Consider the following 25,757-nt stretch of genomic DNA (forward strand, 5'->3'; position numbering starts at 1 on the left):
CTCCCTGGTGAAATTAGCGCTGTGGAACCACCCGATCCCATCCCGAACTCGGAAGTGAAACGCAGCTGCGCCGATGGTAGTGTGGCTCAAGCCATGCGAGAGTAGGTCATCGCCAGGGTTTACACCCAAAACCCCGCTGCTTACGCAGCGGGGTTTTTCTTTATAAGTGAAGGCACTGCGTTTTCCGGGTTCCTTCCGCCCCAAGGGCAAGATCGCGAGCTGGCGCTGCAAGCGCTGCTGCAACCGTCTCCCTGGTGAAATTAGCGCTGTGGCACCACCCGATCCCATCCCGAACTCGGAAGTGAAACGCAGCTGCGCCGATGGTAGTGTGGCTCAAGCCATGCGAGAGTAGGTCATCGCCAGGGTTTACACCCAAAACCCCGCTGCTTACGCAGCGGGGTTTTTCTTTGTGCGTAGCAAACGCCGGTAGTGCCGGCCGCTGGCCGGCAACCCGATGGCGTTACATCGCCCGGTAGATTCATGCCATGCGTGGGCGAGATGGTCCCCACGGAAGGCGGTGCCAACCGAGGTTGGCACCCACCAATGGCAGAGCGTACAAAAAAAGCGGCGCCCCACGGGGCGCCGCTTTGACCTCAACGATGTTCAGTCGAGCATGGCTCGACCCTACTTTGCAGCGGCCGCAGCCTTGTCCTTCATCATCGCGTCGCGGGCAGCCTTGAACGGGTTGCCTTCGTACCAGTTCGGCCAACGATCGCCACCGGCCAGTTCCTTGCCCACGCCGTACATCAACTGAAGGTCTTCGACGGTACCGTCCAGCTTCCAGGTGGCCGCGTCGAACTCGTCCTTCGGGCCGTGGTAACGGTTGGCGCCGTAGTCGGCTGCGGCCTTGCGGCCAGCGTCAACGCCGCCCTCGCGCAGGTCCTCGCCGCCATCGGCGTACAGGGCCGGCACGCCGGCTTTGGCGAAGTTGAAGTGGTCCGAGCGGAAGTAGAAGCCGCTCTGCACCGACGTCTCACCATGCAGCGTGCGGTCCTGGGCAGCGGCCAGCGGCTTGAGGATGTCCTCCAGCTCCGAACTGCCGAAGCCGGTGACGGTCACGTCCTTGGCACGGCCGGCCACTGACATCGCGTCGATGTTGATCACGCCAGCAATCTTGTCCAGCGGGAAAGTCGGATGGGCAACGTAGTACTTCGAACCCAGCAGGCCGGATTCTTCCAGGGTCACCGCCAGGAACACCACCGAGCGCTCCGGCTTCGGATCCTGGTGCGCCATGGCTTCGGCCACTTCGAGAATACCGGCGACGCCGGTCGCATTATCGACGGCGCCGTTGTAGATGTTGTCGCCGGTCTCGCCCTCATGCTTGCCCAGGTGATCCCAGTGCGCCATGTACAGCACCGCCTCGGCAGCGCGCTTGCTACCCGGCAGCACACCCACCACGTTGCGCGACTGCTTCTGTGCGATCTGGCTCTTCAGGTCGACCGCAGCGGTGGCCTTCAGCGGCACCGGCTTGAAACCGCGCTTGCTGGCATCCTTGTAGGCCTGCGCCAGGTCCAGGCCGGCTCCGGCAAACAGCGCCTTGGCCGCGTCGGCACTCAGCCAGCCCTGCACCGGAATACGGGCTTCCGGGTCATCCTTGGCTGGCAGGTCGTACTGCGGGCCAGCCCAGGAATTCTTCACCACGTCCCAGCCGTAGGACGCGCCGGCGGTGTCGTGCACGATCAGCGCGGCAGCGGCCCCCTTGCGGGCAGCCTCCTCGAACTTGTAGGTCCAGCGCCCGTAGTAGGTCATGCGCTTGCCGTCGAACAGCTTGTCGTCGTCGATATGGAAGCCCGGATCGTTGACGAACATCACGACGGTCTTGCCCTTCCAGTCCTGGCCGGCGTAGTCGTTCCACTTCTGCTCCGGCGCATCGACGCCATAGCCGACGAACACCAGATCGCTGGCATCGACCTTCACCTCGGCCTGGCCGGTACGGGTGCCGACCACCATGTCGGTGCCGAACTTCAGTTCGGTGGTCTTGCCACCCTGGGTGATCTTCAGCACGGTCGATTCGTCGGCCGTGGTCTCGGTCATCGGTACATCCTGGAACCAGCTGTCGCCGTTGCCGGGCTGCAGGCCGATGCGCTGCATCTGGTCGCGGATGTAGTTGACCGTCAGTTCTTCGCCCTTGCTGCCCGGCGCGCGGCCTTCGAACTCATCCGAAGCCAGGGTCTTGACCATCTCGGCGAAGTCGCCGGCATTGATCTCCGGGGAGAACGCATGCGCAGCCGGCTTGGCAGCTGTGGTGTCGGTGGCCGGCGCGGGCGCCGGAGTGTCTTCGCCTTTGCAGGCACTGAGCGCGGCCGCAGCGGCCAGGCACAGGAGGAGTTTGCGGGGCATCGTCGATTCCTGGGTAACAAAGGGCGGCCGCGCGTCGTGCACGACCGGTGTCAGCGAGTATCACCGAACCCGAAGGCGGTGCGCTCAGTCCGCCGGAGCGGTTTCGGTGTCGAACGGGATCGGCTCGGCGCCGGTGACCGGGCCGATGCGCGCAGTGCGATGCACGTACAGCACCACTTCGCGTTCGAACTGCAGTGGACCCTTGACCACGGCATTCGGGCCGATGATCACACGCGGCTTGCGGCTGGCGGTCAGCGAGACACTGAAGTTCGGCTTGCGCACATGCACGCCGCCGTTGACCTGCGAACCGATACCGACGGTGATGTCACCGTTGACGGTCTCCACGTCCTTGCCGACGCGGCTTTCGACCAGGCCGATGCCACCATTGACGGTCTCGACACCGCCTTCGACTTGGCTGCCGCGATCGGTGAAGATGCTGCCGTTGACGGTGCTGACGCCGCCGCTGGCGATCACTTCGCGGCCCAGGCGTACGCCGCCGTTGACCGTTTCGATCTTGCCGGTGCGCGCGCCGTCGGCGACCTTGACCCCGCCGTTGACGGTGTCGATGCTGCCGGTCTCGACGCCTTCGCCGACGCGGATGCCGCCGTTGACGGTGTCCAGCTTGCCGTAGCGCTGGCCGGGTTCGGCGCTGATGCTGCCGTTGACCTTGCTGATGTTCTCCTGCGCACAGACCGGCCCGGTGGCCAGCAGTACGCCCAACAGCAGCGGAATGGAAAGAATTTTCATGGCGACCTCGATGGATGTGCGGCTGGCAGGCCGCGTGCGGAGATGTCACCATTCCCCGGTAACCCCCGCAACTGCCTGAAGTCACTGGAAAGCCCTTGCGCGACAATGCCTTCCCATCACGCCGACATCACATCGCCGCTGCCCGCGGCGGGCGCTGCCTGCTGCTGGGGCTGGCCCTGGCGCTGGCCTTGCCGCTGCCAGGTGCCGCACAGACTACGCGCGAGACCGAGCGCAAGCTGCAGAAACTGCGCAGTGAGCTGAAGGGCGTGGCGCAGGAGCGACGGCAGATCGAGGGCCAGCGCGGGCAGGCATCGCGGCAGCTGCGCGAGGCCGACGAGAAGGTAGCCCGCACCGGCCGTGCCCTTGCGCAGACGGAAGCCGCGCTGCGCGAGCAGGGCCGCGCCCTGGCCGAAGCCGAGCAGCGCCGCAGCACGCTGCAGGGCAACCTGGCCCAGCAGCACCGCGAACTGGCCGGGCTGTTGCGCGCGGCGTATCAGCTGGGCAACCACGCACCGCTGAAGCTGCTGCTGTCGCAAGACACGGTGGCCGATGCCAACCGCGCCCTGGCCTACCATCGCTACCTGCAGCGCGAGCGTGCGCAGCGGATCACCACGCTGACCGCCGACCTGAAGGAACTGGAAGCACTGCAGGCGCAGATCGCCGAGCGCAAGCAGAAGCTGCAGGGGACGCAGCAGGACCAGAAACAGCAGGCAGCCGCTCTGGAAGCGGACCGCCGCGATCGCGCAAAGACCGTTGCCTCGCTGGAAGAGCGGTTCAAGGACCAGCGCGAGAAGGAACAGGCGCTGGGCCAGGACGCCAAGGCGCTGGAAACATTGCTGGCCAACCTGCGAGCGGCCGCTGCCCGTGCCGAGGCCGAGCGCCGCGCGGCTGCACGCCGTGCGGCAGCGGAGAAGGCCGCCGCCGAACGTGCTGCACGCCAGGCCGCCGCACAGGGCCGGCCGCCACCGCCACCGACCAAGGTGCCGCCTGCGGTCGCATCGGCACCGGCGCCGAAGGTGGGCGGCCTGGGCTGGCCGTTGTCCGGCAACCTGCTGGCCCGCTATGGCGGCAAGCTGCCCGATGGCCGCACCAGCAGTGGCGTGCTGATCGGCGCACCGGCTGGCAGCACGGTCACCGCCGTGGCCGATGGCACCGTGGTGTTCTCCGACTGGATGACCGGCTACGGCATGATCCTGATCGTCGACCACGGCAACGGCTACATGAGCCTGTACGCGCACAACGACACCCTGCTGAAGGATGCCGGTGCGCGGGTCAGCCGCGGTGATGCAGTGGCCAAGGTCGGCAATTCGGGTGGCCAAGGTGTCACCGCGCTGTACTTCGAGCTGCGTCGTGGCGGGCAGCCGGTCAACCCGGACAGCTGGCTGCAGCGGCGCTGAACCCGGCTCGTTACGCACGGGCCGGATTCAACGGGAATTTAGCTGTGCTTCGCGCATAATCGGTGCATGTGCCTTGGGCACCATGCCACCGTCGACAGGAGTGATCCATGCGCGCAGCCCGTACCGCCACCCTCTTGCTGGCCCTGTTGCCAGCGCTGTCCTGGGCGCAGCAGACCGCGCCTGCCCCAAGCCAGGAAACCAGCGGGCAGGCAGCGAACAGCGAGGAGGCGGTGACCTCGAAGGTGCCGCTGGAGGAAATCCGCCGGTTCGTGGCCGTGTACAACGCGGTGCGCGCCGCCTATGTCGACCCGGTCGATGACAAGAAGCTGATGCAGTCAGCCGTGCGTGGCCTGCTGCTCGACCTTGATCCGCACAGCACCTACTTCAACAAGGAAGACGCGCAGGCTTTCGACGAGCAGGCCAACGGTGCCTACGAGGGCATCGGCGTGGAGCTGCAGCAGCAGCCGGACAACGCCAGCATGAAGGTGATCGCGCCGATCGACGACACGCCGGCAGCCAAGGCCGGCATCCTTGCCGGCGATTTGATCATCGCCATCGACGGCAAGCCGATCAGCGCCATCGATGCGAGTGAACCGCTGCGCGGCCCAGCCGGCAGCAAGGTGGTGCTGACCATCGTGCGCGAAGGCAAGCCGAAGCCGTTCGATGTCAGCCTCACCCGCCAGACCATCCGCGTGACCAGCGTGCGCAGCCGCCTGCTGGAACCCGGCTATGGCTACATCCGCCTGAGCACCTTCCAGGCCGATACCGGCTCGGACTTCCAGAAGCACGTGCAGCAGCTGCAGAAGCAGTCCGGTGGCCAGCTCAAGGGCCTGGTGCTGGATCTGCGCAGCAATCCGGGTGGCCTGCTGACGGCCGCCGTGCAGGTAGCCGACGATCTGCTCGACAAGGGCAACATCGTCAGCACCCGTGGCCGCATCAGCATCAGCGATGCCCGATTCGACGCGACCCCAGGCGACCTGCTGAAGGGTGCACCGGTGGTGGTACTGGCCGATGCCGGTTCGGCCAGTGCCTCGGAAGTGCTCGCCGGCGCGCTGCGCGACAACAAGCGCGCCCGCGTGGTTGGCAGCCGCACCTTTGGCAAGGGCTCGGTGCAGACCGTGCTGCCGCTGGACAACGGCGATTCGGTGAAGCTGACCACCGCGCGCTATTACACGCCCAGCGGCAAGTCGATCCAGGCCACCGGCATCGTGCCGGACGTCGAGTTGAAGCCCGCCGCCACCCCGGCGGAGGATGCCCTGCCGGCCAGCCTGAGCGACTACAGCGAAGCGACCCTGCCGGGCCATCTGCGTGGCGACGACGAAGGCACCGAGGGCTACCACGCCGGTGCGGTGCTGCCGGGCGATGGCCCGATCAACGACGCGCTGGCCGAGCTGAAGAACCCAGGCTCGGTGGCCGCACGGTTGAAGGCCGAGGCCGCCAAGGCGGATGCGGCCAAGGCCGCGAAGGCCGCTGCGGCGAAGCCGGAAGCGAAGGTCGAACCTAAGCCGGAAGCAAAGCCGGAAGCAAAGCCCGCACCGGCCCCAGCGAAGCCGTGAGGTAGCGCCGGGCCATGCCCGGCGTCGGCTCAAGGGCGGAAGAAGAAAACAAATGCCGGCCAGCGGCCGGCACTACCCGGGCGGTCAGAAGCCGTGGCGCTTGCGCAGGCGGCGGGCGATGGCCGCCCGCACGTAGACTCCGTACACCACGCCGAACACGAAGCCACCGATGTGCGCCCACCAGGCCACCATGCCGAAGCTGGGGCCGATGTGGGCGAACACCACCTGCAGTGCCGCCCAGACGCCGATCAACAGATAGGCCGGCGCGCGCACGAACTCCAGGAACAGGCCGAGCGGGATCACCACGCCCAGCCGCGCGCCAGGGAACAGGGCCAGATACGCACCGATCAGGGCCGACACCGCGCCACTGGCGCCGATGATGATCTGGTCCGGGCTGCCCATGGTGTAGATCGCCACCAGGTTCGACACTGCGCCGCCGACCAGGAACAGCAGCAGCAGCCGCCACGGCCCCAGCACCCGCTCGGCGGGCAGGCCGAAGATCAGCAGGAACACCAGGTTGCCCAGCAGGTGTGACCAGTCGGCGTGCAGGAACAGCGCGGTGAACAGGCGCAGCACGCTGCCGTCCTGCAGGGTCGCCCACCAGTCCAGCGGGTGGGTCAGGCCGGTGGACAGGGCGCCCCAGTCCAGCCAGAGGCTGCCGCGGGCATCGTCCGGCCGCGAGATCGACCACAGGAACGCCAACCACAGTGCCGCAAACAGCACGGGCGTGGCCCAGCGCAGGGCCGCCTTCTTGCGGGACGGGAGGGAGACGAACATGGCACTAGCCTAGCGTGCGGGCGCTTGCGGCGGGGATTGTCCTGTTCAGCTTTCGAGACGAGAAAACCGACCGCACCGTTATTGTTTCATTAACGGCTCTGGGTAATACTCGCATACGGCGTCGTATGTCGGGAGGGGAATCCGGCGCGCTCCGATGGGTCCCAGGACTTGGCGGGCGCAGGCGCACTCAGAGCACCATCACCGCTTACCGGAGAGAGAGAACTACGATGCAAACCGCTTCCACCATTGCCCGACTGACCCTGCTGGCCGTCGGCGTTGCCGGTGCGCTGGCCGCCGCCGATGCCACTGCTGCCGCCTTCCAGCTGAAGGAAAACAGCGCCAAGGGCCTGGGCCGCGCGTTCGCCGGCTCCACCTCGACCGAAGGTGACGCCTCGGTCATCGCCACCAACCCGGCCTCCATGCGCCTGCTCGACGGCACCCTGGTCCAGGGCGACGTCAGCGCCATCAGCTTCGGCGCCAAGTTCCGCGGCCAGGGACAGTACGGCAACGGCGCGCCGATTTCCGGTGGCAACGGCGGCGACGCCGGCATGATCGCCCCGGTTCCGGCCGCGTACTTCCACGTGCCGTTCGGCGAGAACGACAACATGCACTTCGGTGCATCGCTGACCGTGCCGTTCGGCTTCAAGACCGAATACGACCGCGACTGGGTCGGCCGCTACAATGGCGTCAAGACCGAGCTGCAGGCGATCGACCTGGGCGTGGCGTTCTCCTATGACGTCAACCCGTACCTGTCGTTCGGTGCTTCGGTGTTCGCTGAGCGCCTGAACGTCGACCTGACCAGCGCTGTCGATACCGGCACCGCGATCAACGCCACGGCCCAGCGCACCGCTGCGGCGCGTGTGCTGGCTGCCGGCGGCACTGCGGCCCAGGCTGCGGCGGCGTCGCAGGCGGCTGCACGCCAGGCCGCCCAGCTCGGCTTCTCGCCGGGCACCGCCGATGGCTACCTGCGCATCAAGGGCGACGAAGTGTCGGTCGGCTACACCCTGGGCATGACGGTTACCCCGGTGGAAGGCACCAACATCGCCTTCAGCTACCGCTCGAAGGTCGAGCACAAGATCACCGACGGCAAGGCCGACTTCACCATCCCGCAGAACGCTGCCGCCTTCCTGGCCACTGCCGCCCCGGGTACCTTCATCGACAGCAACGGCCGCGCCACCATCACCCTGCCGGCCAGCGCCACCATGGGCTTCACCCATCGCGTGAACGACCAGTGGCAGATCATGGCCGAGGTCACGCGCACGGCGTGGAGCAAGTTCGACCAGGTCACCGTCGACTATGACTCCAACCAGCCGGACAGCGTGCTGCCGTTCCACTACCGCGACACCACCTTCGCGTCGATCGGTACCGATTTCCGCGTGAACGACAAGCTGACCCTGCGTGGTGGCCTGGCATACGACCAGACCCCGACCACCGACGCCCACCGTGACGTGCGCGTGCCGGACACCACCCGCAAGTGGCTGTCGCTGGGCCTGACCTACGCCGCTTCGGACAAGATGGAATACAGCGTGGGTTACACCCACCTGTTCACCAAGGATCCGAACATCACCTCGACCTCGGCCACTGCCAACACCGTGACCGGCAAGTACAAGGTGAGCGGCGACGTGCTGGCGGCGTCGATGCAGTACAAGTTCTGATTCGGGCGATTGCCTGAAGCAGTACGAGGAGAGCCCCGCGCAAGCGGGGCTTTCTTTTTGTGGAGGGTATCCACGCATGGCATGGATCTACTGGTCCGACGACGCAGGGCGCGGATCTACGCGACAATGGTGCGATGAACCTGTCCGACCCGAGCTTCCAGCTGGAGCTGGCCGCCAACATCGCCGTCGCCGGCTCGATCCTGTTGGCCGGCCGCAACAACGTGCACACCTGGTGGCTGGGCATCGTCGGCTGTGCATTGTTTGCTGCCGTGTTCGAACGCTCGCACCTGTACGCGGACATGGTGCTGCAGTTCTTCTTCATCGCGATCAGCGTGCTGGGCTGGTGGCAGTGGCTGCGCGGCGATCATGGTGCGCCGTTGCCGATTACTTCATTGCGGCCGCGTGCCTGGGCCTGGCTGGCGCCGCTGGCGGTAGTGGCCACCTTCGGCTACGGCTGGATGCTGACCCGACTGACCAATGCCTATGCGCCGTACATCGATTCGGCGGTACTGGTGCTGAGCGTGATCGCGCAGATCCTGATGATGCGGCGCAAGCTGGAGTCGTGGTGGGTCTGGCTGCTGGTAAACACCGTTGCAGTGCCGCTGTACTACAGCCGTGGCCTGCACCTGACCTCGATCCTGTACATCGGTTTCTGGGTCAATGCACTTGTTGCTCTCGGGCACTGGCGCAATCTGATGCGGGCCGAGGCCACGACGGCACCTGAATTCCTGTAGAGCCGAGCCCACGCTCGGCTGCGCCGGAAAAGCCGAGCATGGGCCCGGCGCTACAGGAAGCAAAACACAAGAAACCCCGCATTCGCGGGGTTTCTTGTTTACCGCACCAAGCAGGCGATCAGTCGCCCAGGGTCAGCAGCGAGGCGTTGCCGCCGGCGGCGGTGGTGTTCACCGTCACCGTCTTTTCGGTGGCAAAGCGCAGCAGGTAGTGCGGGCCGCCGGCCTTCGGGCCGGTGCCGGACAGGCCCTGGCCGCCGAACGGCTGCACGCCGACCACTGCACCGATCTGGTTGCGGTTGACGTACACGTTGCCGACGTGGACGCCGTTGCTGATGCGGTCAACGGTTTCGTCGATGCGCGAATGCACGCCCAGGGTCAGGCCGTAGCCGGTAGCGTTGATCTGGTCGATCACCGCGTCGAGCTGGTCGCCCTTCCAGCGGATCACGTGCAGGACCGGCCCGAACACTTCCTTCTGCAGCTGGCCCAGATCCTTCAGTTCGTATGCGCGCGGCGCGAAGAAGGTGCCGTGCGCCGTTTCGGAGGACAGCTCGGCGGCGGCGATCAGGCGTGCTTCGCGGTCCATGCGCTCAGCGTGGTCCTGCAGGATCTTCAGCGCATCTGCGTCGATCACCGGGCCGACGTCGGTGGACAGCAGGCCCGGGTTGCCGACCTTCAGCTCCTTCATCGCACCGGCCAGCATGGTCATCACCTTGTCAGCGATGTCGTCCTGCACGAACAGCACGCGCGCGGCCGAGCAGCGCTGGCCGGCGGAGGTGAAGGCCGAACCGATCGCGTCCTTGACCAGCTGTTCCGGCAGCGCCGACGAATCGGCGATGAAGGCGTTCTGGCCGCCGGTCTCGGCAATCAGCACACCGATGGCGGCGTCACGCGCGGCCATCGCGCGGTTGATCGCACGGGCGGTGTCGGTGGAGCCGGTGAAGGCCACGCCGGCCACGCGCGGGTCGGCGGTCAGCGCGGCACCGACGGTAGCACCGTCGCCCGGCAGGAACTGCACCACCTCGGCCGGCACGCCGGCGTCGTGCAGCAGCTTCACCGCGTAGTAGCCGATCAGGTTGGTCTGCTCGGCCGGCTTGGCGATGACGCTGTTGCCGGCGGCCAGGGCGGCAGCGACCTGGCCCAGGAAGATCGCCAGCGGGAAGTTCCACGGGCTGATGCAGACGAACACGCCCCGGCCGTGCAACTGCAGCTCGTTGGTTTCACCAGTTGGGCTCGGCAGCTTCTCGGCGTGGCTGAACTGCTCGCGCGCCTGCTTGGCGTAGTAGCGCAGGAAATCCACGGCTTCGCGCACTTCGGCGATGCTGTCGGGCAGGCTCTTGCCGGCTTCCTTCACGCACAGCGCCATGAACTCCGGCATGCGCGCTTCCAGCTGGTCAGCGGCGTGTTCGAGGATGGCGGCGCGGCTGGCGGCCGGGGTGCGGTTCCAGGCCGGTTGTGCGGCCACGGCGTTGGCCAGGGCCTTCTGCACGGTGGCGGCATCGGCGGCCAGCCACTGGCCGACCACTTCGCGGGTGTCGGCCGGGTTGGTCACCGGCAGCGCGGCGCCGGCCGGGTTGGCACCCGGTACCAGCGGCGAGGCCTGCCACGGCTTCACGGCGGCGTTGAGCTGCTCGGCCAGGGCGCGCAGTTCGTTGTCGTTGGCGAGGTTGGCGCCCATGGAGTTCTTCCTGTCGTGGTTCTGGCTGCGCAGCAGGTCAACCGGCAGCGGGATCTTGGGATGCGGAATCGATTCGAACGAGGCGACCATCTCGACCGGATCGCGGATCAGGTCGGCGATCGGCACGCGCTCGTCGGTGATGCGGTTGACGAAGCTGGAGTTGGCACCGTTTTCCAGCAGGCGGCGCACCAGGTACGGCAGCAGGTCTTCGTGCGAACCGACCGGGGCGTACACGCGGCAGGGCAGGTTCAAGCGATCGGCCGGCACCACTTCGGCGTACAGGTCGTCGCCCATGCCGTGCAGCTTCTGGTGCTCGTACACGCCGCCGTTGGCGATGCTGCGCACGGCCGCGATGGTGTGCGCGTTGTGCGTGGCGAACATCGGGTAGATCGCGTCCGCATGGGTGAACAGCCGCTTGGCGCAGGCCAGGTAGGACACATCGGTGTTCTGCTTGCGGGTGAACACCGGGTAGCCCGGGTAGCCTTCGATCTGCGCGCGCTTGATCTCGGCATCCCAGTAGGCGCCCTTGACCAGGCGCACCTGCAGGCGGCGACCGGCACGGCGTGCCATGTCGGCCAGGTGGTCGATCGTGTACGGCGTGCGCTTCTGGTAGGCCTGCACGACCACGCCGAAGCCATCCCAGCCAGCCAGCGAGGCGTCGGAGAACACCTGCTCGATGATGTCCAGCGACAGTTCCAGGCGGTCGGACTCTTCGGCGTCGACGGTGCAGCCGATGCCGTAGCTCTTGGCCAGCTGTGCCAGTTCCAGCACGCCCGGCACCAGGTCCTTCAGCACGCGCTCGCGCTTGGCGTGCTCGTAGCGCGGGTACAGCGCCGACAGCTTGATCGAGATGCCCGGCGCGTTGTTGACGTCGCCGTCCGGACGGCCACCGCGGGCCTTGTGATCGCCGCCGATGGCGTGGATCGCACGACGGTAGTCTTCCAGGTAGCGCAGCGCGTCCTTCATGGTCAGCGCGCCTTCGCCCAGCATGTCGAACGAGTAGCGGTAGCTGGCGTTGTCGCCCTTGTGCGAGCGCGCCAGCGCTTCGCTGATGGTGCGGCCCATGACGAACTGGTGGCCCATGATCTTCATGGCCTGGCGCACGGCCAGGCGCACCACCGGCTCACCGACGCGGCCGACCAGGCGCTTGAACGCGCTGGGGGCATCGGCGCGGGTGGCGTCGTTCATCTGCACCAGCTTGCCGGTCAGCATCAGGCCCCAGGTGGAGGCGTTGACCAGCACCGAGTCGCTGCCGCCCAGGTGCTTTTCCCAGTCGGCATCGGCCAGCTTGTCGCGGATCAGCTTGTCGGCGGTGTCCTGGTCCGGAATACGCAGCAGTGCCTCGGCCACGCACATCAGCAGCACGCCTTCCTCGCTGCCCAGGTCGTACTGGCGCATGAAGGCTTCGATGGCGCCCTGGTCCTTGGCGCGCACGCGCACGCGGCCGACCAGGTCGGCGGCCAGTGCCTGCACCCGGGCCTGCTCGTCGGCGGGCAGGCGGGCCTGCGCCAGCAGTTCACGCACGTGGCTCGCCTCGTCCTTCAACCAGGCATCGGTGATGGCCTGGCGGAACGGGTTGGGGGGCGCCGGCAGTTCCGGCGACAGCAGCGCGCCGGGACGCGGAGCGTCGTGGGCGGCAGGGGAGGAGGAAGGTGCGTTCATGCCGGTCCGGCCAGTGGAAAACTTGGCGATTTTAATCATTTTTGAGCCCATCGGAAGTGCCGCGGAGACACCTTCATGACGCGCTGATAGTCCCTAGCTGCGGTGCATTCAGCGTGTTCAGCAAGCTCGGCAATATTTGTGCTGAATTCGTCATTCGTGCCGCCGACCTCATGCTGTGTTGCAGCATCGGAAAATGTGTGAATGCACCCTTGCTACCGGCGAGAGGGCGGGGCTACCATCGAGACGTTTCCCGCGGCAGGAACGCGGTTGCGACATGATCGAGGTGCTTCCAGCTCCGGATGGGTCAGGTACGCAGCTGCGGCTGCGTCCCCCACGGGCGCTCGATGCCCGGCAGTTCGTCCTGTTGTTCACCGTGTTGTCGGGTGCGATGTGGCTGGTGTCCGCCCTCGGGTGGTTGGCCGGCAATGCGTTCGCCCCCCTGTTCGCGCTGCTGTACAGCCTGGTGCTGGCGGCGGCGCTGCGTGCCTTGTGGCGCAGCGGTGAACGGCAGGAGGAGATCCGGGTAGTACCGGCGTACGTGGAGGTCATCCCCGTACCCGGTGGATCGCCGGTGTTCCGGGCCCACCCCCATTGGGTGCGCCTGCTCACCGACGATGAGAGGGTCCGGCTGGCGTCCAGCGGCCGGCAGGTGGAGGTGGGGAGTTTCCTCGCGCCGGCCGAACGTCAGACGCTTGCAGAGACACTTGAAAGCTTGCTCGCCGCCAGCGATGGCGGCAACCGACGACGCTAAGGGTCTAGGCAATGAAGCAAAGCAGCAGGTGGGGCACGAAGTGCGTGAACGCGATTGCCGCAGTGCTGGCGACCGGGGGACTGATGCCGGCGTTGGCCTGGGCCCAGGCGGCCGATCCGAAGCCGTGGCAGCTGAACATGGGCAAGGGGGTGACCCAGACCTCGCGCCTGGCCTGGGAATCGAACAATCTCTCGTTGATCATCTGCACGGTGATCGGCGTCATCGTGTTCGGCGCGATGGCCTATGCCATCTTCAAGTTCCGCAAATCCAAGGGCGCGGTCGCCGCCACCTTCAGCCACAACACCAAGGCCGAAGTAATCTGGACGGTGATCCCGGTGATCATCCTGATCGTGATGGCCTGGCCGGCCACCGCCAACCTGATCAAGATGTACGACACCCGCGATGCCGAGATGACGGTGAAGGTCACCGGCTACCAGTGGATGTGGAAATACGAATACCTTGGCGAGAACGTCACCTTCACCAGCCGCCTGGACCGCGAGTCCGACCGCGTGCGGCAGAGTGGCATCGTGCCGACCCGCGAAAGCCATCCGCACTACCTGCTGGATGTCGACAACCGCCTGGTGCTGCCGGTCGATACCAAGGTGCGGTTCGTCATCACTTCCGATGATGTGATCCACGCCTGGTGGGTGCCGGCGCTGGGCTGGAAGCAGGACGCCATCCCCGGCTTCATCAACGAAGCCTGGACCCGCATCGAGCAGCCCGGTGTCTACCGCGGCCAGTGCGCCGAGCTGTGCGGCAAGGACCACGGCTTCATGCCGATCGTGGTCGAGGCGGTGTCCAAGGAGGACTTCAGGAAGTGGCTGGCGCAGCGCAAGCCGGCGCCGCCCGCCGAGCCCGCCACGCCTGCGGCACCTGCCGAACCGGCTGCACCGGCGGGCGAGGCACCGGCTGCGCCTGCTGCTGCCGAAGCGGGCAGCGCGCCTGCCAGCGCGGCCAGCGGAGCGTGATGTAAAGCCCGCGGCCGCTCGCGGCCGTGGTGACAACCGATTCTGAGAGGTGTTTTGCAATGGCGCACTCGGCAGTTGGGCACGACGATCACCATCACCACCAGAGCTTCTTCGAGCGTTGGTTCTTCTCGACCAACCACAAGGACATCGGCACGCTGTACCTCGGTTTCAGCTTCATCATGTTCATCATCGGCGCGGCGATGAGCGTGGTGATCCGCGCCGAGCTGGCGCAGCCGGGCCTGCAGTTCGTCAAGCCCGAGTTCTTCAACCAGATGACCACCGTGCATGCGCTGGTGATGATCTTCGGTGGCGTAATGCCGGCCTTCGTCGGCCTGGCCAACTGGATGATCCCGCTGCAGATCGGCGCGCCGGACATGGCGCTGCCGCGCATGAACAACTGGTCGTTCTGGTTGCTGCCGGTGGCTTTCAGCCTGCTGCTGCTGACGCTGTTCCTACCCGGTGGTGCGCCGGCGGGTGGCTGGACGCTGTATCCGCCGCTGTCGCTGCAGGGCGGCTACAACGTGGCCTTCAGCGTGTTCGCCATCCACGTGGCCGGCATCAGTTCGATCATGGGTGCGATCAACATCATCGCCACTGTGCTCAACATGCGCGCGCCGGGCATCGACCTGCTGAAGATGCCGATCTTCTGCTGGGCCTGGCTGATCACCGCCTTCCTGCTGATCGCGGTGATGCCGGTGCTGGCCGGTGCGGTGACCATGCTGCTGACCGACAAGTTCTTCGGCACCAGCTTCTTCAACGCCGCCGGTGGCGGTGACCCGGTGATGTACCAGCACATCTTCTGGTTCTTCGGCCATCCCGAGGTCTACATCATGATCCTGCCCGCCTTCGGCGTGGTCAGCGAGATCATCCCGACCTTCAGCCGCAAGCCGCTGTTCGGCTACCAGGCGATGGTGTACGCCACCGCCGCGATCGCGTTCCTGTCGTTCATCGTCTGGGCCCACCACATGTTCACCGTGGGCATGCCGCTGGGCGGCGAGATCTACTTCATGTTCGCCACCATGCTGATCTCGATCCCGACCGGCGTGAAGGTGTTCAACTGGGTCAGCACCATGTGGCGTGGCTCGCTGACGTTCGAGGCACCGATGCTGTGGTCGGTGGCCTTCGTCATCCTGTTCACCATCGGTGGCTTCTCCGGCCTGATGCTGGCGATCGTCGCCGCCGACTTCCAGTACCACGACACCTACTTCGTGGTCGCCCACTTCCACTACGTGCTGGTGACCGGTGCGGTGTTCGCGCTGATCGCCGCGGTGTACTACTGGTGGCCGAAGTGGACCGGGCGGATGTACAGCGAGAAGTGGGCCAAGGTGCACTTCTGGTGGTCGATCGTATTCGTCAACCTGTTGTTCTTCCCGCAGCATTTCCTCGGCCTGGCCGGCATGCCGCGGCGCATTCCCGACTACAGCGTGGCGTTTGCCGACTGGAACCTGATCAGCTCGATCGGTGCGTTCGGCATGTTCGTCACCCCGTTCATGATGGCCGCGATCCTGCTGTCGTCGCTGCGCAACGGCGAGAAGGCCGAGGCCCGTTCCTGGGAGGGTGCGCGCGGCCTGGAGTGGACGCTGCCGTCGCCGGCACCGGCGCACACCTTCACCACGCCGCCGACCATCCGCCCGGGGGATCTGGCGCATGACGACATCACGCATTGAGGTGGGGTATGCATAGCGAGAGCCCACTGCAGACCTGTAGAGCCGAGCCATGCTCGGCTGACGTGGAGCAGCCGAGCATGGCTCGGCTCTACAACAGCCCGGGCGACGCCCCGGAAAACGGCATCGAACAGCAGCGCCAGCGCGCCAGGCGCACGGCGATGTGGGTCGGCGCCATCGCGGTGCTGGTCTACGTCGGCTTCATCCTCAGCGGGGTGATCGGCCGATGAGCGAGGCGCCAGCCAGCACACCGTCTCGCAGTGCCGGGCTGCCGCGCCTGATCGGCGTGGCGGTGGCGGTGTTCCTGCTGACCTTCTCGCTGGTGCCGCTGTACCGCATTGCCTGCGAAAAGGTATTCGGCGTGCGCCTGGAACGCGGCCCGGGTGGTGAAGCCAGTACGGGTGCTGCAGCTGGCAAGCGCACCGTGCGGGTGGAGTTCGATGGCGGCGTCAATTCGCGCCTGCCGTGGTCGTTCCATCCCGAACAGCTGACCATGGACGTGGTGCCGGGCGAACTCAACGAAGCGCTGTACTTCGCCCGCAACGACAGCCAGCAGGCGGTGGTCGGCAGTGCGGTGCCTTCGGTGGCGCCGGCGCGTGCCTCGGGCTTCTTCAGCAAGACCGAATGTTTCTGTTTCACCGCGCAGACGCTGCAGGCCGGCGAGAAGCGCGACATGCCGGTGCGTTTCATCGTCGATCCGGACCTGCCGCCAGAGATCAAGACGATCACCTTGTCCTACACCTTCTACCGCAACGACGCGTTGTCCGATCGGCTGGCCCCGGCCGCCACCTCGGACGGCGCGCACGCCGCACCCTGACCCGGATACCGACATGGCCCAGACACCGACCGACGCCAACGTGTACTTCGTCCCGGCCCAGAGCAAATGGCCGTTCGTGGGCTCCATCGCGATGATGGTGACCATGGTGGGCGTGGCCAGCTGGCTCAACGATGCCAGCTGGGGGCGCTGGACGTTTTACATCGGTATCGCGATGCTGGTACTGACGTTGTTCTGGTGGTTCAGCGACGTGGTGCGCGAATCGCAGGCGGGCAACTACAACCACCAGGTCGATGGCTCGTTCCGGATGGGGATGATCTGGTTCATCTTCTCCGAAGTGATGTTCTTCGGCGCCTTCTTTGGCGCGCTGTTCTACACCCGCAACCTGGGCCTGTCGTGGCTGAGCGGCGAAGGCCGCGGGGTGATGACCAACGAGCTGCTCTGGCAGGGTTATTCCGCCGGCTGGCCGACCAACGGGCCGGCGGCGATCGGCGGTGCGTTCCAGACCATCCCGGCCTGGGGCCTGCCGCTGATCAACACGCTGATCCTGCTCACCTCCGGCGTGACCCTGACCATCGCCCACCATGCACTGAAGGCCGGCAACCGCCGCCAGCTGCTGATCTGGCTGGGCCTGACCGTGGTGCTCGGCCTCGGCTTCCTGACCCTGCAGGCGGAAGAGTACATCCACGCCTACAAGGAACTGAACCTGACGCTCGGCTCGGGTATCTATGGTTCGACGTTCTTCATGCTGACCGGCTTCCACGGCGCGCACGTGCTGCTGGGCACGATCATGCTGATCGTGATGTGGCTGCGTTCGGCCAAGGGACACTTCACCCGCGACAACCATTTCGGTTTCGAAGCCGCCGCATGGTACTGGCACTTCGTCGACGTGGTGTGGCTGATGCTCTTCATGTTCGTCTACGTGCTTTGACCGCGCACGCATCGGTGGCCTCAGCCGCCGATGCCGTGCGGCTTGATCCAGCCCATGTAGATGCTCACGATCACCAGTACGATCAAGGCCACCGACACCCCGATGCGGCGTGTCAGTGCGTTGACCGTGCGCTTGGTCTGGCCGCGGTCGACCAGCAGGTAATACAGGCCGGCGCCCAGATTCCAGACGATGACGATCAGAAACGCGATTACCAGCAGGGTCTTCAGCGAATCACTCATGCGCGGCTCGAGGGCAGGGTGGATGTGCCTATCTGACCGCGTTTGCGCGGACTTGTCATGATGCGCCAGCACACGCGCGTGCTCGGATGGCTGCTGGCCGTGCTGGCAATGGCCGGTTTCACCGCATTGGGGCTGTGGCAGCTGCAGCGCATGCATGCCAAACAGGCAATGTTGGATGCACAGGGTCCAGCCGCAGCGCAGGTACTGTCGTTGGCGCAGGCGCTGGCAGCGCCCGGTGCGTTGCATGGCGTGGCCGACCACGGTCGCTTCCTGCCCGGCGTGGTGCTGCTGGACAACCAGACCCGGCACGGCCGTGCCGGCGTGAAGATCTACCGCCCGTTCCGCAGTGACGAGGGCAGCGTGCTGCTGGTCGATCTGGGATGGCGCGCGCTGCCGCCTGATCGCACCCTGCCGGATGTGCCGTCGCCACCTTCGCCGGTGGCCGTGCGCGGGCTGCTCGCGCCGCCACCGTCGGCGGGACTGGCCTTGGGCCCGGCGTTCTCCGCTACCGATGAGGCCGGGCGCTGGCTGGCCAGCCGGTTGCCGGCCGAGGGCCTGGCCGCAGCACTGGGTGTGCCGGCGTTGCCGGAACGGGTCCTGCGCCTGGACCCGGCGCTGCCCTTCGGCGATGAGCGCGACCTGGACCTGCTGCCGAACACGCTGCCGCCGCAGCGCCACCTGGGCTACGCCGTGCAGTGGTTCGGCCTGGCCCTGACCGTGCTGGTGGTCGTGCTGGTACTGGAGTGGCGCAGGCGACGTGCCGCCCGGTAGTGCCGGCCGCTGGCCGGCAACCCCCGCATTCCTGGATGCCGGCCAGCGGCCGGCACTACCGCGGCGTCACACCCGCATCCCTCACCCAACCATGAGAAAATGCCCCGCATGAACACTGCTACGTCCCCGCAGGCGCGCGGCTCCGGCCGCCGGACCCTGGTGCTGCTGTTTGCCGTGTTCTTCGGGGCGATGGCGCTGGCCGCCGTGCTGCGCTTCTCTGGCTGGCAGCCCACCGGGCACCGCAATGCCGGCCAGCTGCTGAAGCCGCCGGTGGACCTGCGCCAGCAGGCGCCGACCCTGGCCAACGGCCAGCCGTACCCTTGGAACCCCGAAGCCCGTACCTGGCGCCTGCTGGTGGCGCCGGCCGGAGTCTGCGACGCGCAGTGCGTCACTTTGTCGCAGGGACTGGGCAAGGTGTGGCAGCTGTTCGGCCATAACGCCGATAATGTCGAGATCCTGTGGCTGGGAACGCCACCGGCGTCGATCGCCTCGCTGCCTGCGCTGCGGCCGCTGGCTCCGTCGCCAGCCCTGCGCGCGGCGCTGCCCGGCGTCGATGATCCGGCTGGACTGCCGGTCTACGTGATCGATCCGAACGGCTTCGTGATCATGCGCCATGCCCCTGGTAGTGATCTGGGCGGCCTGCGCAAGGACATGGCCACGTTGCTGAAACTGAAGTGAGTCCCGTTTGATGAGCCTTTCCGCGCGTCCGGCGCTGCACCGCAATTTCCACCGCCTGGCGTGGTTCGCCATGATCATGACTGCGAGCACGATCATGTTCGGCGCCTTCGTGCGCCTGTCCGATGCCGGCCTGAGCTGCCCGGACTGGCCGACCTGCTATGGCCAGGCCACCTGGCCGCAGCACGTGGAAGAGACCATCGGCCACCCGGCGGCGGAGATCCGCCCGCTGGAGACCCACAAGGCCTGGCGTGAACAGGTGCACCGGTTCCTGGCCGGCGCACTGGGCATCGAGATCCTGACCCTGGCGCTGCTGGCCACGCGCAAGCGGCGATTCGGAAGCACGGCGGTGGTGACCGCCTGCGTGCTGGTGGCCGCCGGCATACCGCTGTACATGATGGGCTGGCATGGCACCGCCAGTACCTTGGCTCTGATCGGCGAGGCGATCCTGCTGATCGCCGCGCTGCGCTGGAGCAACATCGACCTGACGCGCGCTGCACTGCTGACCCTGGCCGTGGTGATCTTCCAGGCCCTGCTGGGCATGTGGACGGTGACCCTGCTGCTCAAGCCCATCGTGGTGATGGGGCACCTGCTGGGCGGCATGCTGATGTTCGCGCTGCTGGCTTGGATGGCGTGGCGTGCCACGCACATGCCGATCACCCTGGCCGAGGCGCCGAAGCTGAAGTGGCTGCTGCGCATCGGCCTGGCCGTGCTGGTCACCCAGATCGCCCTGGGCGGCTGGGTCAGCGCCAACTACGCGGCGCTGGCCTGCGGCGGTGGCAGCGCCTCGCTGGACAACTTCCCGCGCTGCGCCAACCAGTGGTGGCCGCAGCACAACTTCGTCGAAGGCTTCACGCTGTGGCGTGGCATCGGCGTGGATTACGAAGGCGGCGTGCTCGATGGCGCCTCGCGTATCGCCATCCAGATGGCCCATCGCCTGTTCGCCGTGGTGGTGGCCGTCTACCTGCTGTGGCTGGGCGTGCGCCTGTTCCGTTTGCCGAGCATGCGCGGCTGGGCCAGCGCGCTGATCGCGCTGCTGGTGCTGCAGGTCACCCTCGGCATCCTCAATGTGAAGCTGGCGCTGCCGCTGGAAGTGGCGGTGGCCCACAACGGCGTGGCCGTTGCCCTGTTGTTCGTGCTGGTCAGCCTGCTGGCCCGCCTGCGCGCCCCGGACTGACTCCATGTTTTCCAATTACCGCCAGTACTGGGACCTGACCAAGCCCAAGGTCGTCGCGCTGATCGTCTTCACTGCCCTGGTCGGCATGGTCCTGGCCATCCCCGGCGTGCCCAGCTGGGAGCAGGTACGCGCCGGCGTGCTCGGTTTCCTCGGCATCTGGCTGGCCGCTTCGGCCGCCGCCGCGATCAACCAGCTGCTGGATGCGCACATCGATGCGCAGATGGCGCGCACTTCGTGGCGTCCGCTGGTGGTGGGCAAGGTCAAGCCGTGGCAGGTGCTGGTGTTCGCCGGCGTACTGATCGTGCTGTCGATGACCCTCCTGGTGCTGTGGGTGAACCTGATCACTGCGGTGCTGACCTTCGCCTCGCTGATCGGTTATGCGGTGATCTACACCGTGTACCTCAAGCGCGCGACCTCGCAGAACATCGTCATCGGCGGCCTGGCCGGCGCGATGCCACCGATGCTGGGCTGGGCCGCGGTGACCGGCATGCAGGGTTCGTCGGACTGGGCGTACTCGTCGCTACTGGTGCTGATCATCTTCATCTGGACCCCGCCGCACTTCTGGGCGCTGGCGATCTTCCGCCGCGAGGACTACGCCAAGGCGGAGATCCCGATGCTGCCAGTGACCCACGGCGTGGTGCACACCCGCAAGCAGATCATGGTGTATTCGGTGGTGCTGGCGCTGGTCTGCCTGTTGCCATACCTGGTGGGCATGAGCGGTGCGTTCTACCTGGGCGGCGCGATCGTGCTCAACGCCGTGTTCCTCTGGTACGCCTGGCGCATGCTCAACCCGCCGGATGAGCTGTTCTCGATGAAGATGTTCTATTACTCCATCGTCTACCTGATGGCGCTGTTCGCCTTCCTGCTGGTCGACCACTGGATCCTGCCCTGGTTGTGAAGCACCACCTGTAGAGCCGAGCCCATGCTCCGCTGAGGGGGATTGGAAGAGCAGCCGAGCGTGGGCTCGGCTCTGCACTTGATCTCTTCCAGCGGCGTCGCCATTGCTGTTCCTGACCCCAAGGAAAGGAGTGAGCAGGGATGCATACGATCGTCCGTTGGACCACCGCGCTGATTCTGGCGCTGGGCATGGCCGTGACCGCGCATGCCGACGACACCGCCGCGCAGATCCACCAGCACGCCGGTGATCACCGCCTGCTGGTGCTGGGCGAATTCCATGGAACCCGCGAGACGCCGCTGCTGGTGCGGCAGCTGGTGGACGGCTACAGCCGCACCGGGCCGGTCCTGCTGGCGCTGGAACTGCCACGCGGGGAAACCCCCACGCTGCGCGATTACCTGGCTTCCGATGGCGGGGAGAAGGCACGCCAGCATCTGCGCGGGCGTGCGTTCTGGACCCTGCGCGATGACCAGCATGACGGCCGTCGCAGCCGCGACATGCTGGCAATGATCGAAAGCCTGCGCGTGCTGAAGTCGCAGGGACGTGTGATCGACGTCGTTGGCTATGACGTCAACGCCAGCAAAGGCGGCAACCAGGTACGCGATGACCTCATGGCAGCCGAGTTGCGGCGGCTCTATCGAGGCCTACCGGCCAATGCGCGCATGCTGGTGCTGACTGGTAACGTGCACGCGATGCTGCAAAGGCCGCAAGGTATGCCGCCAGAAATGCAGATGCATCCGATGGCGTCGCAGCTGCGGGACCTGGATATCTACAGCGTACGGTTGGGCGCGCAACGTGGTCAGACGTGGGGATGCGCGGGCGGTTGCATGGCGCGGCCACTTCGAGAGCAGGTTGCCACGGGGCCGCGGGTCGCTGCCGGTGCGGAACGGCCGTACGACCTATGGGTATGGATGCCGGAACTGAGCGTCGGGACGCTGGTGGATCCGTAGCGTCAGGCAAACCATCCACGCATGGCGTGGATCTACTCCGGATCACAGGTGTTAGCCGAGCGCGGGCTCGGCTCTACAGCAGATCCACGCCATGCGTGGATGTCCTCCCGTCGGGTCAGGGCGCGCGCTTCGCGTACCGCTGCGCGATCACGCCGCAGACGATGAGCTGGATCTGGTGGTAGATCATCACCGGCAGCACGATGGCGCCGAGGCTGCCGCCGGCGAACAGCACCTTGGCAATCGGCACGCCGGTGGCCAGGCTCTTCTTCGAGCCGCAGAACACGATGGCGATCTCGTCCTCGCGGTTGAAGCGCAGGCGGCGGGCGATGAAGGTGATCAGAGGCATGGCGATGCCGAGCAGCACGGCGGCCACGACCGCCACGGCCAGCAACGAGAGCAGCGGCGTCTTGCTCCACAGTCCTTCGGTCACCGCCTCGCCGAACGCCGAATACACCACCAGCAGGATCGTGCCTTGGTCGGTGTAACGCAGCAGCGCGCGCTGCTTTTCCACCCAGCCGGCAATCCACGGCCGCAGCAGGTGGCCGGCCACGAACGGCACCAGCAGCTGCAGCATGATGCCGCCGATCGCATGCAGCGGGTCGTGCACGCCGCCGGAGGTGCCCGCCAGCGCGGTCAGCAGCAGCGGGGTCAGGAATACGCCGAGGATGCTCGACAACGAAGCACTGCACACCGCTGCGGGCACGTTGCCATGCGCCATCGAGGTGAACGCGATGGACGACTGCACGGTGGAGGGCAGGGTGCACAGGAACAGCACGCCCAGGTACAGCTCCGGCGTCAGCAGCCAGCCCGACAGCGGCTTGAACATCAGCCCGAGCAGCGGGAACAGGAGGAAGGTGCAGGCCAGGATGGTCAGGTGCAGCCGCCAGTGCAGCAGGCCGCCGATGATCGACTCGCGCGGCAGGCGTGCGCCATGCAGGAAGAACAACGCCGCGATGGCGACCGTGGTGACATCGTCGAGGACGATGGCGGCGGCGCCCTTCATCGGCAGCAGGGAGGCCAGGCCGACGGTGCACAGCAGGGCGAGGGTGAAGTTGTCCGGTCGCAGGCGCGACCACCAGCGGGTCATGGTGGGCAGAGTCCTTGGTGCGGTGGAGTCAGGGCGAAATGGATGGCGTGGCCAGGCGCTGGCGGGTGGCGGCTTCCAGCGACTTCAGGCCGGCACGCTGGCCGAGCTGCAGGGCCTGTTCCGGGCTGGCGTGTTCGTAACGTGCATTGACCAGGCCGAGCACGGCACCGGCACGGTTGCCGGAGGCGCAGTGCAGCAGCACCGGTCCCTGGCTTTGCCGCAGGGCCTGATGCACGGCGCGCACATTGGCCGCATCCAGCCCCTCTGCGCCGGCCACCGGAATGCGCACATAGCGCAGGCCCAGCGATTCGGCCACGTGGGTTTCATCGAAACCGCGGTCTTCGTCGGGCTGACGCAGGTCGATCACCGTGCGCACACCCTGTGCAGCCAGTTCGCGCAGTTGTGCGGCACTGGGCTGGCCGGCGGCATACAGGCCGGGGCGGACTTCATTGAGCGGGCCATCTGCGGCCAGGGCCGCCAGTGGCAGGCAGAGCGACAGCAACAGCAGGCAGGTCAGGCGCAGCAGCATGGTCCTCTCCGTGAAAGCGTCCTGCCCCTCTACAGGCGCAGCCCGGCGCGGGCCTTCAACAGCTCGCGCAGTTCGTATTTGTCAGTATCGTCCAGGCCCTGCTGGCGCTGCTTTGCCAACAACTCCTCCAGGCGTTGCACCAGCAGCTGTTTCTCCAACTGGGCCACAGCATCGTGCAGTTCCTGGGTCCAGCTGGCCTCGGTGCCGGGCAGCGTCTGAGCGGCCAGCGTATGCAGCGACGCCTGTTCCTCGCGGCCGTCGAAGTGTTCCAGCAGGGCGCCGGTGCTGATGTCCGGGCGCTGTTCGACCAGCCCCAGCAGTTCCAGCAGCAGTTCCACACCGGGCAGGCGAAGGCCCTGGAAGTGGTGCTGGCCGCCCAGGGTCAGCGCCAGTGAGGGCTGCTGCAGCAGCACAGCGATCGCGCCTCGCACCAGGCTGCGCCTGGCCACCGGCTGGATCGCCCGCTGTGGCTGGCGTTGCGGCATCGGTGCGCGCACAGACGGGGCGTTGCCGCCGAGCCCGGTCAGCTGCGCCAGCTGCTGCTTCATCAGGTCGCCGAAGGCACCGTCGGGAATCTGCGCCAGCATCGGCTTTGCGCGTTCGGCCAGGCGCGCCTTGCCGTCCAGCGTGCCCAGGTTGATCTCGCGGGTCAGTTCATCGAAGAAGAACTGCGACAGCGGCGTGGCCTGCTTCAGGCGCTCGTTGAAGGCCCCGGCGCCTTCCTTGCGCACGATGGTGTCGGGGTCTTCGCCATCGGGCAGGAACAGGAAGAAGGCCTGGCGGCCATCCTTCATGCGCGGCAGCACCGACTCCAGCGCCTTCCAGCCGGCGCGGCGGCCGGCGGCATCGCCGTCGAAGCAGAAGAACACGTCCGGTGCGTTGCGGAACAGCAGCTCGGCGTGGTCCGGCGTGGTCGCCGTACCCAGCGTGGCCACCGCCTGGGTGACCCCGAACTGGAACAGCGAGACCACGTCCATGTAGCCCTCGACCACGATCAACCGCTCGATCTTCTGGTTGGCCTGGCGCACCTGCCACAGGCCGTACAGTTCGCGGCCCTTGTGGAAGAGCGCGGTTTCGGGCGAGTTGAGGTACTTGGGGCCGTCGTCCTTCTCGAACACGCGCCCGCCGAAGGCGATCACCCGGCCACGACGGTCGAAGATCGGGAACATCACCCGGTCGCGGAACTTGTCGTAGACGTGGCCGCGATCATTCTTGGAGAACAGGCCTGCGCGGTCGAGCAGCTTCATGCGGCGCTCGTCCTTGCCCAGCGCATCGCGCAGGCCGCTGTAGCCATCCGGTGCGTAGCCGATCTGGAAGCGCGCGCGGTTCGCTTCGTCCACGCCACGGCTTTCCAGATACGCGCGTGCCTTCTCGCTGCCTTCCAGATTCTTCTGGAAGAACTTGGTGGCGGCGTCCAGCGCCGAGTACAGCTCGCGGCTGTCGTCCTGCTGCTGGGGGCTGCGCGGGTTTTCGTTGCGCGGTACTTCCATGCCGGCACGCTTGGCCAGCTCATCCACCGCGTCGAGGAACTCGAGGCGGTCGTAGTTCATCAGGAAGCTGATCGCGGTGCCGTGCGCGCCGCAGCCGAAGCAGTGATAGAACTGCTTGGTGGGCGAGACCGTGAACGAGGCCGAGCGCTCGTCATGGAACGGGCAGCGCGCGGCGTACTCCTTGCCCTGGCGCTTCAACGGCACGCGGCTGCCCACCACCTCGACGATGTCGGTGCGGGCGAGCAGGTCGTCGATGAAAGCGTCGGGGATACGGGCCATGGGCAACAGGGCAGGGCGCGGTGCAGGACCACG

At 66.6% G+C, this 25,757-nt stretch carries 23 protein-coding genes and 2 rRNA genes; 17 read left to right on the top strand and 8 right to left on the bottom strand.

Translation table 11 applies throughout. The annotated features are described in order from the left end of the window. The first annotated feature begins 3 nt into the window (after positions 1 to 3). Positions 4 to 118: ribosomal RNA gene (gene rrf / locus AC5P8C_RS13655) — 5S ribosomal RNA — on the top strand. 132 nt (positions 119 to 250) lie between these two features. Continuing rightward, a 5S ribosomal RNA gene (gene rrf, locus AC5P8C_RS13660) occupies positions 251 to 365 on the top strand. Positions 366 to 624: 259 nt separating this feature from the next. Here the strand turns inward: rrf (AC5P8C_RS13660) and AC5P8C_RS13665 are convergent. Continuing rightward, on the bottom strand, positions 625 to 2,340 hold the full coding sequence (locus AC5P8C_RS13665) for a M28 family metallopeptidase (protein WP_495218931.1): 1,716 nt from the start codon (positions 2,338 to 2,340) through the stop codon (positions 625 to 627). A gap of 84 nt (positions 2,341 to 2,424) precedes the next feature. Next, entirely contained in the window at positions 2,425 to 3,087 is a 663-nt protein-coding gene (locus AC5P8C_RS13670; RefSeq protein ID WP_019662232.1) for a DUF4097 family beta strand repeat-containing protein, read from the bottom strand. Positions 3,088 to 3,182: 95 nt separating this feature from the next. Here AC5P8C_RS13670 and AC5P8C_RS13675 point away from each other — a divergent pair, with 95 nt between their 5' ends. Together AC5P8C_RS13675 and AC5P8C_RS13680 are read left to right on the top strand one after the other, a co-directional pair. Beyond that, complete coding sequence (locus tag AC5P8C_RS13675; protein ID WP_495218932.1) at positions 3,183 to 4,484, top strand: murein hydrolase activator EnvC family protein; 1,302 nt, start codon at positions 3,183 to 3,185, stop codon at positions 4,482 to 4,484. A 107-nt stretch (positions 4,485 to 4,591) separates the two neighbouring features. After that, positions 4,592 to 6,040, top strand: a complete 1,449-nt coding sequence (locus AC5P8C_RS13680; protein ID WP_019662231.1) for a S41 family peptidase — start codon at positions 4,592 to 4,594, stop codon at positions 6,038 to 6,040. Between the two features lie 84 nt (positions 6,041 to 6,124). Here AC5P8C_RS13680 and AC5P8C_RS13685 read toward each other — a convergent pair whose 3' ends face one another. Further along, a complete protein-coding gene (locus tag AC5P8C_RS13685) occupies positions 6,125 to 6,817 on the bottom strand; it encodes a rhomboid family intramembrane serine protease (protein ID WP_019662230.1) in 693 nt (230 codons plus the stop codon). A gap of 227 nt (positions 6,818 to 7,044) precedes the next feature. Between AC5P8C_RS13685 and AC5P8C_RS13690 the strand changes: the two genes are divergently transcribed. Beyond that, positions 7,045 to 8,472, top strand: coding sequence for an outer membrane protein transport protein (locus AC5P8C_RS13690; protein ID WP_495218933.1), 1,428 nt, complete (start codon positions 7,045 to 7,047; stop codon positions 8,470 to 8,472). Between the two features lie 134 nt (positions 8,473 to 8,606). Then, positions 8,607 to 9,206, top strand: a complete 600-nt coding sequence (pnuC, locus tag AC5P8C_RS13695; protein WP_019662228.1) for a nicotinamide riboside transporter PnuC — start codon at positions 8,607 to 8,609, stop codon at positions 9,204 to 9,206. Between the two features lie 118 nt (positions 9,207 to 9,324). Here pnuC and putA read toward each other — a convergent pair whose 3' ends face one another. Beyond that, positions 9,325 to 12,543, bottom strand: a complete 3,219-nt coding sequence (gene putA / locus AC5P8C_RS13700; RefSeq protein WP_495218935.1) for a bifunctional proline dehydrogenase/L-glutamate gamma-semialdehyde dehydrogenase PutA — start codon at positions 12,541 to 12,543, stop codon at positions 9,325 to 9,327. Between the two features lie 274 nt (positions 12,544 to 12,817). Between putA and AC5P8C_RS13705 the strand changes: the two genes are divergently transcribed. The 6 genes from AC5P8C_RS13705 to AC5P8C_RS13730 are packed head-to-tail and all read left to right on the top strand — an operon-like array spanning position 12,818 to position 17,632. Continuing rightward, positions 12,818 to 13,294: a DUF2244 domain-containing protein gene (locus AC5P8C_RS13705; RefSeq protein ID WP_004153894.1), complete on the top strand. Its 477-nt coding sequence runs from the start codon at positions 12,818 to 12,820 to the stop codon at positions 13,292 to 13,294. Between the two features lie 11 nt (positions 13,295 to 13,305). Then, positions 13,306 to 14,262, top strand: a complete 957-nt coding sequence (coxB, locus tag AC5P8C_RS13710; protein WP_495218937.1) for a cytochrome c oxidase subunit II — start codon at positions 13,306 to 13,308, stop codon at positions 14,260 to 14,262. A gap of 59 nt (positions 14,263 to 14,321) precedes the next feature. Then, complete coding sequence (ctaD, locus tag AC5P8C_RS13715; RefSeq protein WP_005407790.1) at positions 14,322 to 15,929, top strand: cytochrome c oxidase subunit I; 1,608 nt, start codon at positions 14,322 to 14,324, stop codon at positions 15,927 to 15,929. A gap of 8 nt (positions 15,930 to 15,937) precedes the next feature. After that, positions 15,938 to 16,156, top strand: a complete 219-nt coding sequence (locus tag AC5P8C_RS13720; RefSeq protein WP_019662224.1) for a hypothetical protein — start codon at positions 15,938 to 15,940, stop codon at positions 16,154 to 16,156. After that, positions 16,153 to 16,743: a cytochrome c oxidase assembly protein gene (locus AC5P8C_RS13725; protein WP_019662223.1), complete on the top strand. Its 591-nt coding sequence runs from the start codon at positions 16,153 to 16,155 to the stop codon at positions 16,741 to 16,743. Before AC5P8C_RS13720 ends, AC5P8C_RS13725 begins: the two co-directional genes overlap by 4 nt. Positions 16,744 to 16,756: 13 nt before the next feature. After that, positions 16,757 to 17,632, top strand: a complete 876-nt coding sequence (locus AC5P8C_RS13730) for a cytochrome c oxidase subunit 3 (protein WP_005412024.1) — start codon at positions 16,757 to 16,759, stop codon at positions 17,630 to 17,632. A 20-nt stretch (positions 17,633 to 17,652) separates the two neighbouring features. Here AC5P8C_RS13730 and AC5P8C_RS13735 read toward each other — a convergent pair whose 3' ends face one another. Beyond that, a complete protein-coding gene (locus AC5P8C_RS13735; RefSeq protein ID WP_010484233.1) occupies positions 17,653 to 17,871 on the bottom strand; it encodes a twin transmembrane helix small protein in 219 nt (72 codons plus the stop codon). 57 nt (positions 17,872 to 17,928) lie between these two features. Between AC5P8C_RS13735 and AC5P8C_RS13740 the strand changes: the two genes are divergently transcribed. The 5 genes from AC5P8C_RS13740 to AC5P8C_RS13760 all read left to right on the top strand — a co-directional run bounded on the left by AC5P8C_RS13740 (position 17,929) and on the right by AC5P8C_RS13760 (position 22,339). After that, positions 17,929 to 18,642 (top strand): SURF1 family protein, encoded by a 714-nt coding sequence (locus tag AC5P8C_RS13740; protein WP_495218938.1) that lies wholly within the window; start codon positions 17,929 to 17,931, stop codon positions 18,640 to 18,642. 108 nt (positions 18,643 to 18,750) lie between these two features. Next, the gene (locus AC5P8C_RS13745; RefSeq protein WP_495218940.1) at positions 18,751 to 19,320 is read left to right on the top strand and encodes a redox-active disulfide-containing membrane protein; all 570 of its coding nucleotides are present in this window, start codon (positions 18,751 to 18,753) and stop codon (positions 19,318 to 19,320) included. Between the two features lie 10 nt (positions 19,321 to 19,330). Beyond that, entirely contained in the window at positions 19,331 to 20,494 is a 1,164-nt protein-coding gene (locus AC5P8C_RS13750) for a COX15/CtaA family protein (RefSeq protein WP_495218941.1), read from the top strand. Between the two features lie 4 nt (positions 20,495 to 20,498). After that, entirely contained in the window at positions 20,499 to 21,392 is an 894-nt protein-coding gene (gene cyoE, locus AC5P8C_RS13755) for a heme o synthase (RefSeq protein WP_019662220.1), read from the top strand. A 140-nt stretch (positions 21,393 to 21,532) separates the two neighbouring features. Next, on the top strand, positions 21,533 to 22,339 hold the full coding sequence (locus tag AC5P8C_RS13760) for a hypothetical protein (protein WP_019662219.1): 807 nt from the start codon (positions 21,533 to 21,535) through the stop codon (positions 22,337 to 22,339). Between the two features lie 115 nt (positions 22,340 to 22,454). Here AC5P8C_RS13760 and AC5P8C_RS13765 read toward each other — a convergent pair whose 3' ends face one another. The 3 genes from AC5P8C_RS13765 to dnaG are packed head-to-tail and all read right to left on the bottom strand — an operon-like array spanning position 22,455 to position 25,724. Next, complete coding sequence (locus tag AC5P8C_RS13765) at positions 22,455 to 23,426, bottom strand: bile acid:sodium symporter family protein (protein ID WP_483017513.1); 972 nt, start codon at positions 23,424 to 23,426, stop codon at positions 22,455 to 22,457. 28 nt (positions 23,427 to 23,454) lie between these two features. Further along, positions 23,455 to 23,955 carry a protein tyrosine phosphatase family protein gene (locus AC5P8C_RS13770; protein WP_019662217.1) on the bottom strand — a complete coding sequence of 167 codons (501 nt, stop codon included), beginning with the start codon at positions 23,953 to 23,955 and terminating at the stop codon, positions 23,455 to 23,457. Between the two features lie 29 nt (positions 23,956 to 23,984). Next, positions 23,985 to 25,724, bottom strand: coding sequence for a DNA primase (dnaG, locus tag AC5P8C_RS13775; RefSeq protein ID WP_019662216.1), 1,740 nt, complete (start codon positions 25,722 to 25,724; stop codon positions 23,985 to 23,987). Positions 25,725 to 25,757: the final 33 nt, after the last annotated feature.

The sequence above is a fragment of the Stenotrophomonas sp. YJH_SMC_46 genome (assembly GCF_059370315.1).

Excerpts from the sequence above, each read along its gene's own strand:
- AC5P8C_RS13665 (WP_495218931.1), bottom strand. The coding sequence starts at position 2,340 with ATGCCCCGCAAACTCCTCCTGTGCCTGGCCGCTGCGGCCGCGCTCAGT.
- AC5P8C_RS13670 (WP_019662232.1), bottom strand. The coding sequence starts at position 3,087 with ATGAAAATTCTTTCCATTCCGCTGCTGTTGGGCGTACTGCTGGCCACC.
- AC5P8C_RS13680 (WP_019662231.1), top strand. The coding sequence starts at position 4,592 with ATGCGCGCAGCCCGTACCGCCACCCTCTTGCTGGCCCTGTTGCCAGCG.
- AC5P8C_RS13685 (WP_019662230.1), bottom strand. The coding sequence starts at position 6,817 with ATGTTCGTCTCCCTCCCGTCCCGCAAGAAGGCGGCCCTGCGCTGGGCC.
- AC5P8C_RS13690 (WP_495218933.1), top strand. The coding sequence starts at position 7,045 with ATGCAAACCGCTTCCACCATTGCCCGACTGACCCTGCTGGCCGTCGGC.
- pnuC (WP_019662228.1), top strand. The coding sequence starts at position 8,607 with ATGAACCTGTCCGACCCGAGCTTCCAGCTGGAGCTGGCCGCCAACATC.
- putA (WP_495218935.1), bottom strand. The coding sequence starts at position 12,543 with ATGAACGCACCTTCCTCCTCCCCTGCCGCCCACGACGCTCCGCGTCCC.
- AC5P8C_RS13705 (WP_004153894.1), top strand. The coding sequence starts at position 12,818 with ATGATCGAGGTGCTTCCAGCTCCGGATGGGTCAGGTACGCAGCTGCGG.
- coxB (WP_495218937.1), top strand. The coding sequence starts at position 13,306 with ATGAAGCAAAGCAGCAGGTGGGGCACGAAGTGCGTGAACGCGATTGCC.
- ctaD (WP_005407790.1), top strand. The coding sequence starts at position 14,322 with ATGGCGCACTCGGCAGTTGGGCACGACGATCACCATCACCACCAGAGC.
- AC5P8C_RS13720 (WP_019662224.1), top strand. The coding sequence starts at position 15,938 with ATGCATAGCGAGAGCCCACTGCAGACCTGTAGAGCCGAGCCATGCTCG.
- AC5P8C_RS13725 (WP_019662223.1), top strand. The coding sequence starts at position 16,153 with ATGAGCGAGGCGCCAGCCAGCACACCGTCTCGCAGTGCCGGGCTGCCG.
- AC5P8C_RS13730 (WP_005412024.1), top strand. The coding sequence starts at position 16,757 with ATGGCCCAGACACCGACCGACGCCAACGTGTACTTCGTCCCGGCCCAG.
- AC5P8C_RS13735 (WP_010484233.1), bottom strand. The coding sequence starts at position 17,871 with ATGAGTGATTCGCTGAAGACCCTGCTGGTAATCGCGTTTCTGATCGTC.
- AC5P8C_RS13740 (WP_495218938.1), top strand. The coding sequence starts at position 17,929 with ATGATGCGCCAGCACACGCGCGTGCTCGGATGGCTGCTGGCCGTGCTG.
- AC5P8C_RS13745 (WP_495218940.1), top strand. The coding sequence starts at position 18,751 with ATGAACACTGCTACGTCCCCGCAGGCGCGCGGCTCCGGCCGCCGGACC.
- AC5P8C_RS13750 (WP_495218941.1), top strand. The coding sequence starts at position 19,331 with ATGAGCCTTTCCGCGCGTCCGGCGCTGCACCGCAATTTCCACCGCCTG.
- cyoE (WP_019662220.1), top strand. The coding sequence starts at position 20,499 with ATGTTTTCCAATTACCGCCAGTACTGGGACCTGACCAAGCCCAAGGTC.
- AC5P8C_RS13760 (WP_019662219.1), top strand. The coding sequence starts at position 21,533 with ATGCATACGATCGTCCGTTGGACCACCGCGCTGATTCTGGCGCTGGGC.
- AC5P8C_RS13765 (WP_483017513.1), bottom strand. The coding sequence starts at position 23,426 with ATGACCCGCTGGTGGTCGCGCCTGCGACCGGACAACTTCACCCTCGCC.
- AC5P8C_RS13770 (WP_019662217.1), bottom strand. The coding sequence starts at position 23,955 with ATGCTGCTGCGCCTGACCTGCCTGCTGTTGCTGTCGCTCTGCCTGCCA.
- dnaG (WP_019662216.1), bottom strand. The coding sequence starts at position 25,724 with ATGGCCCGTATCCCCGACGCTTTCATCGACGACCTGCTCGCCCGCACC.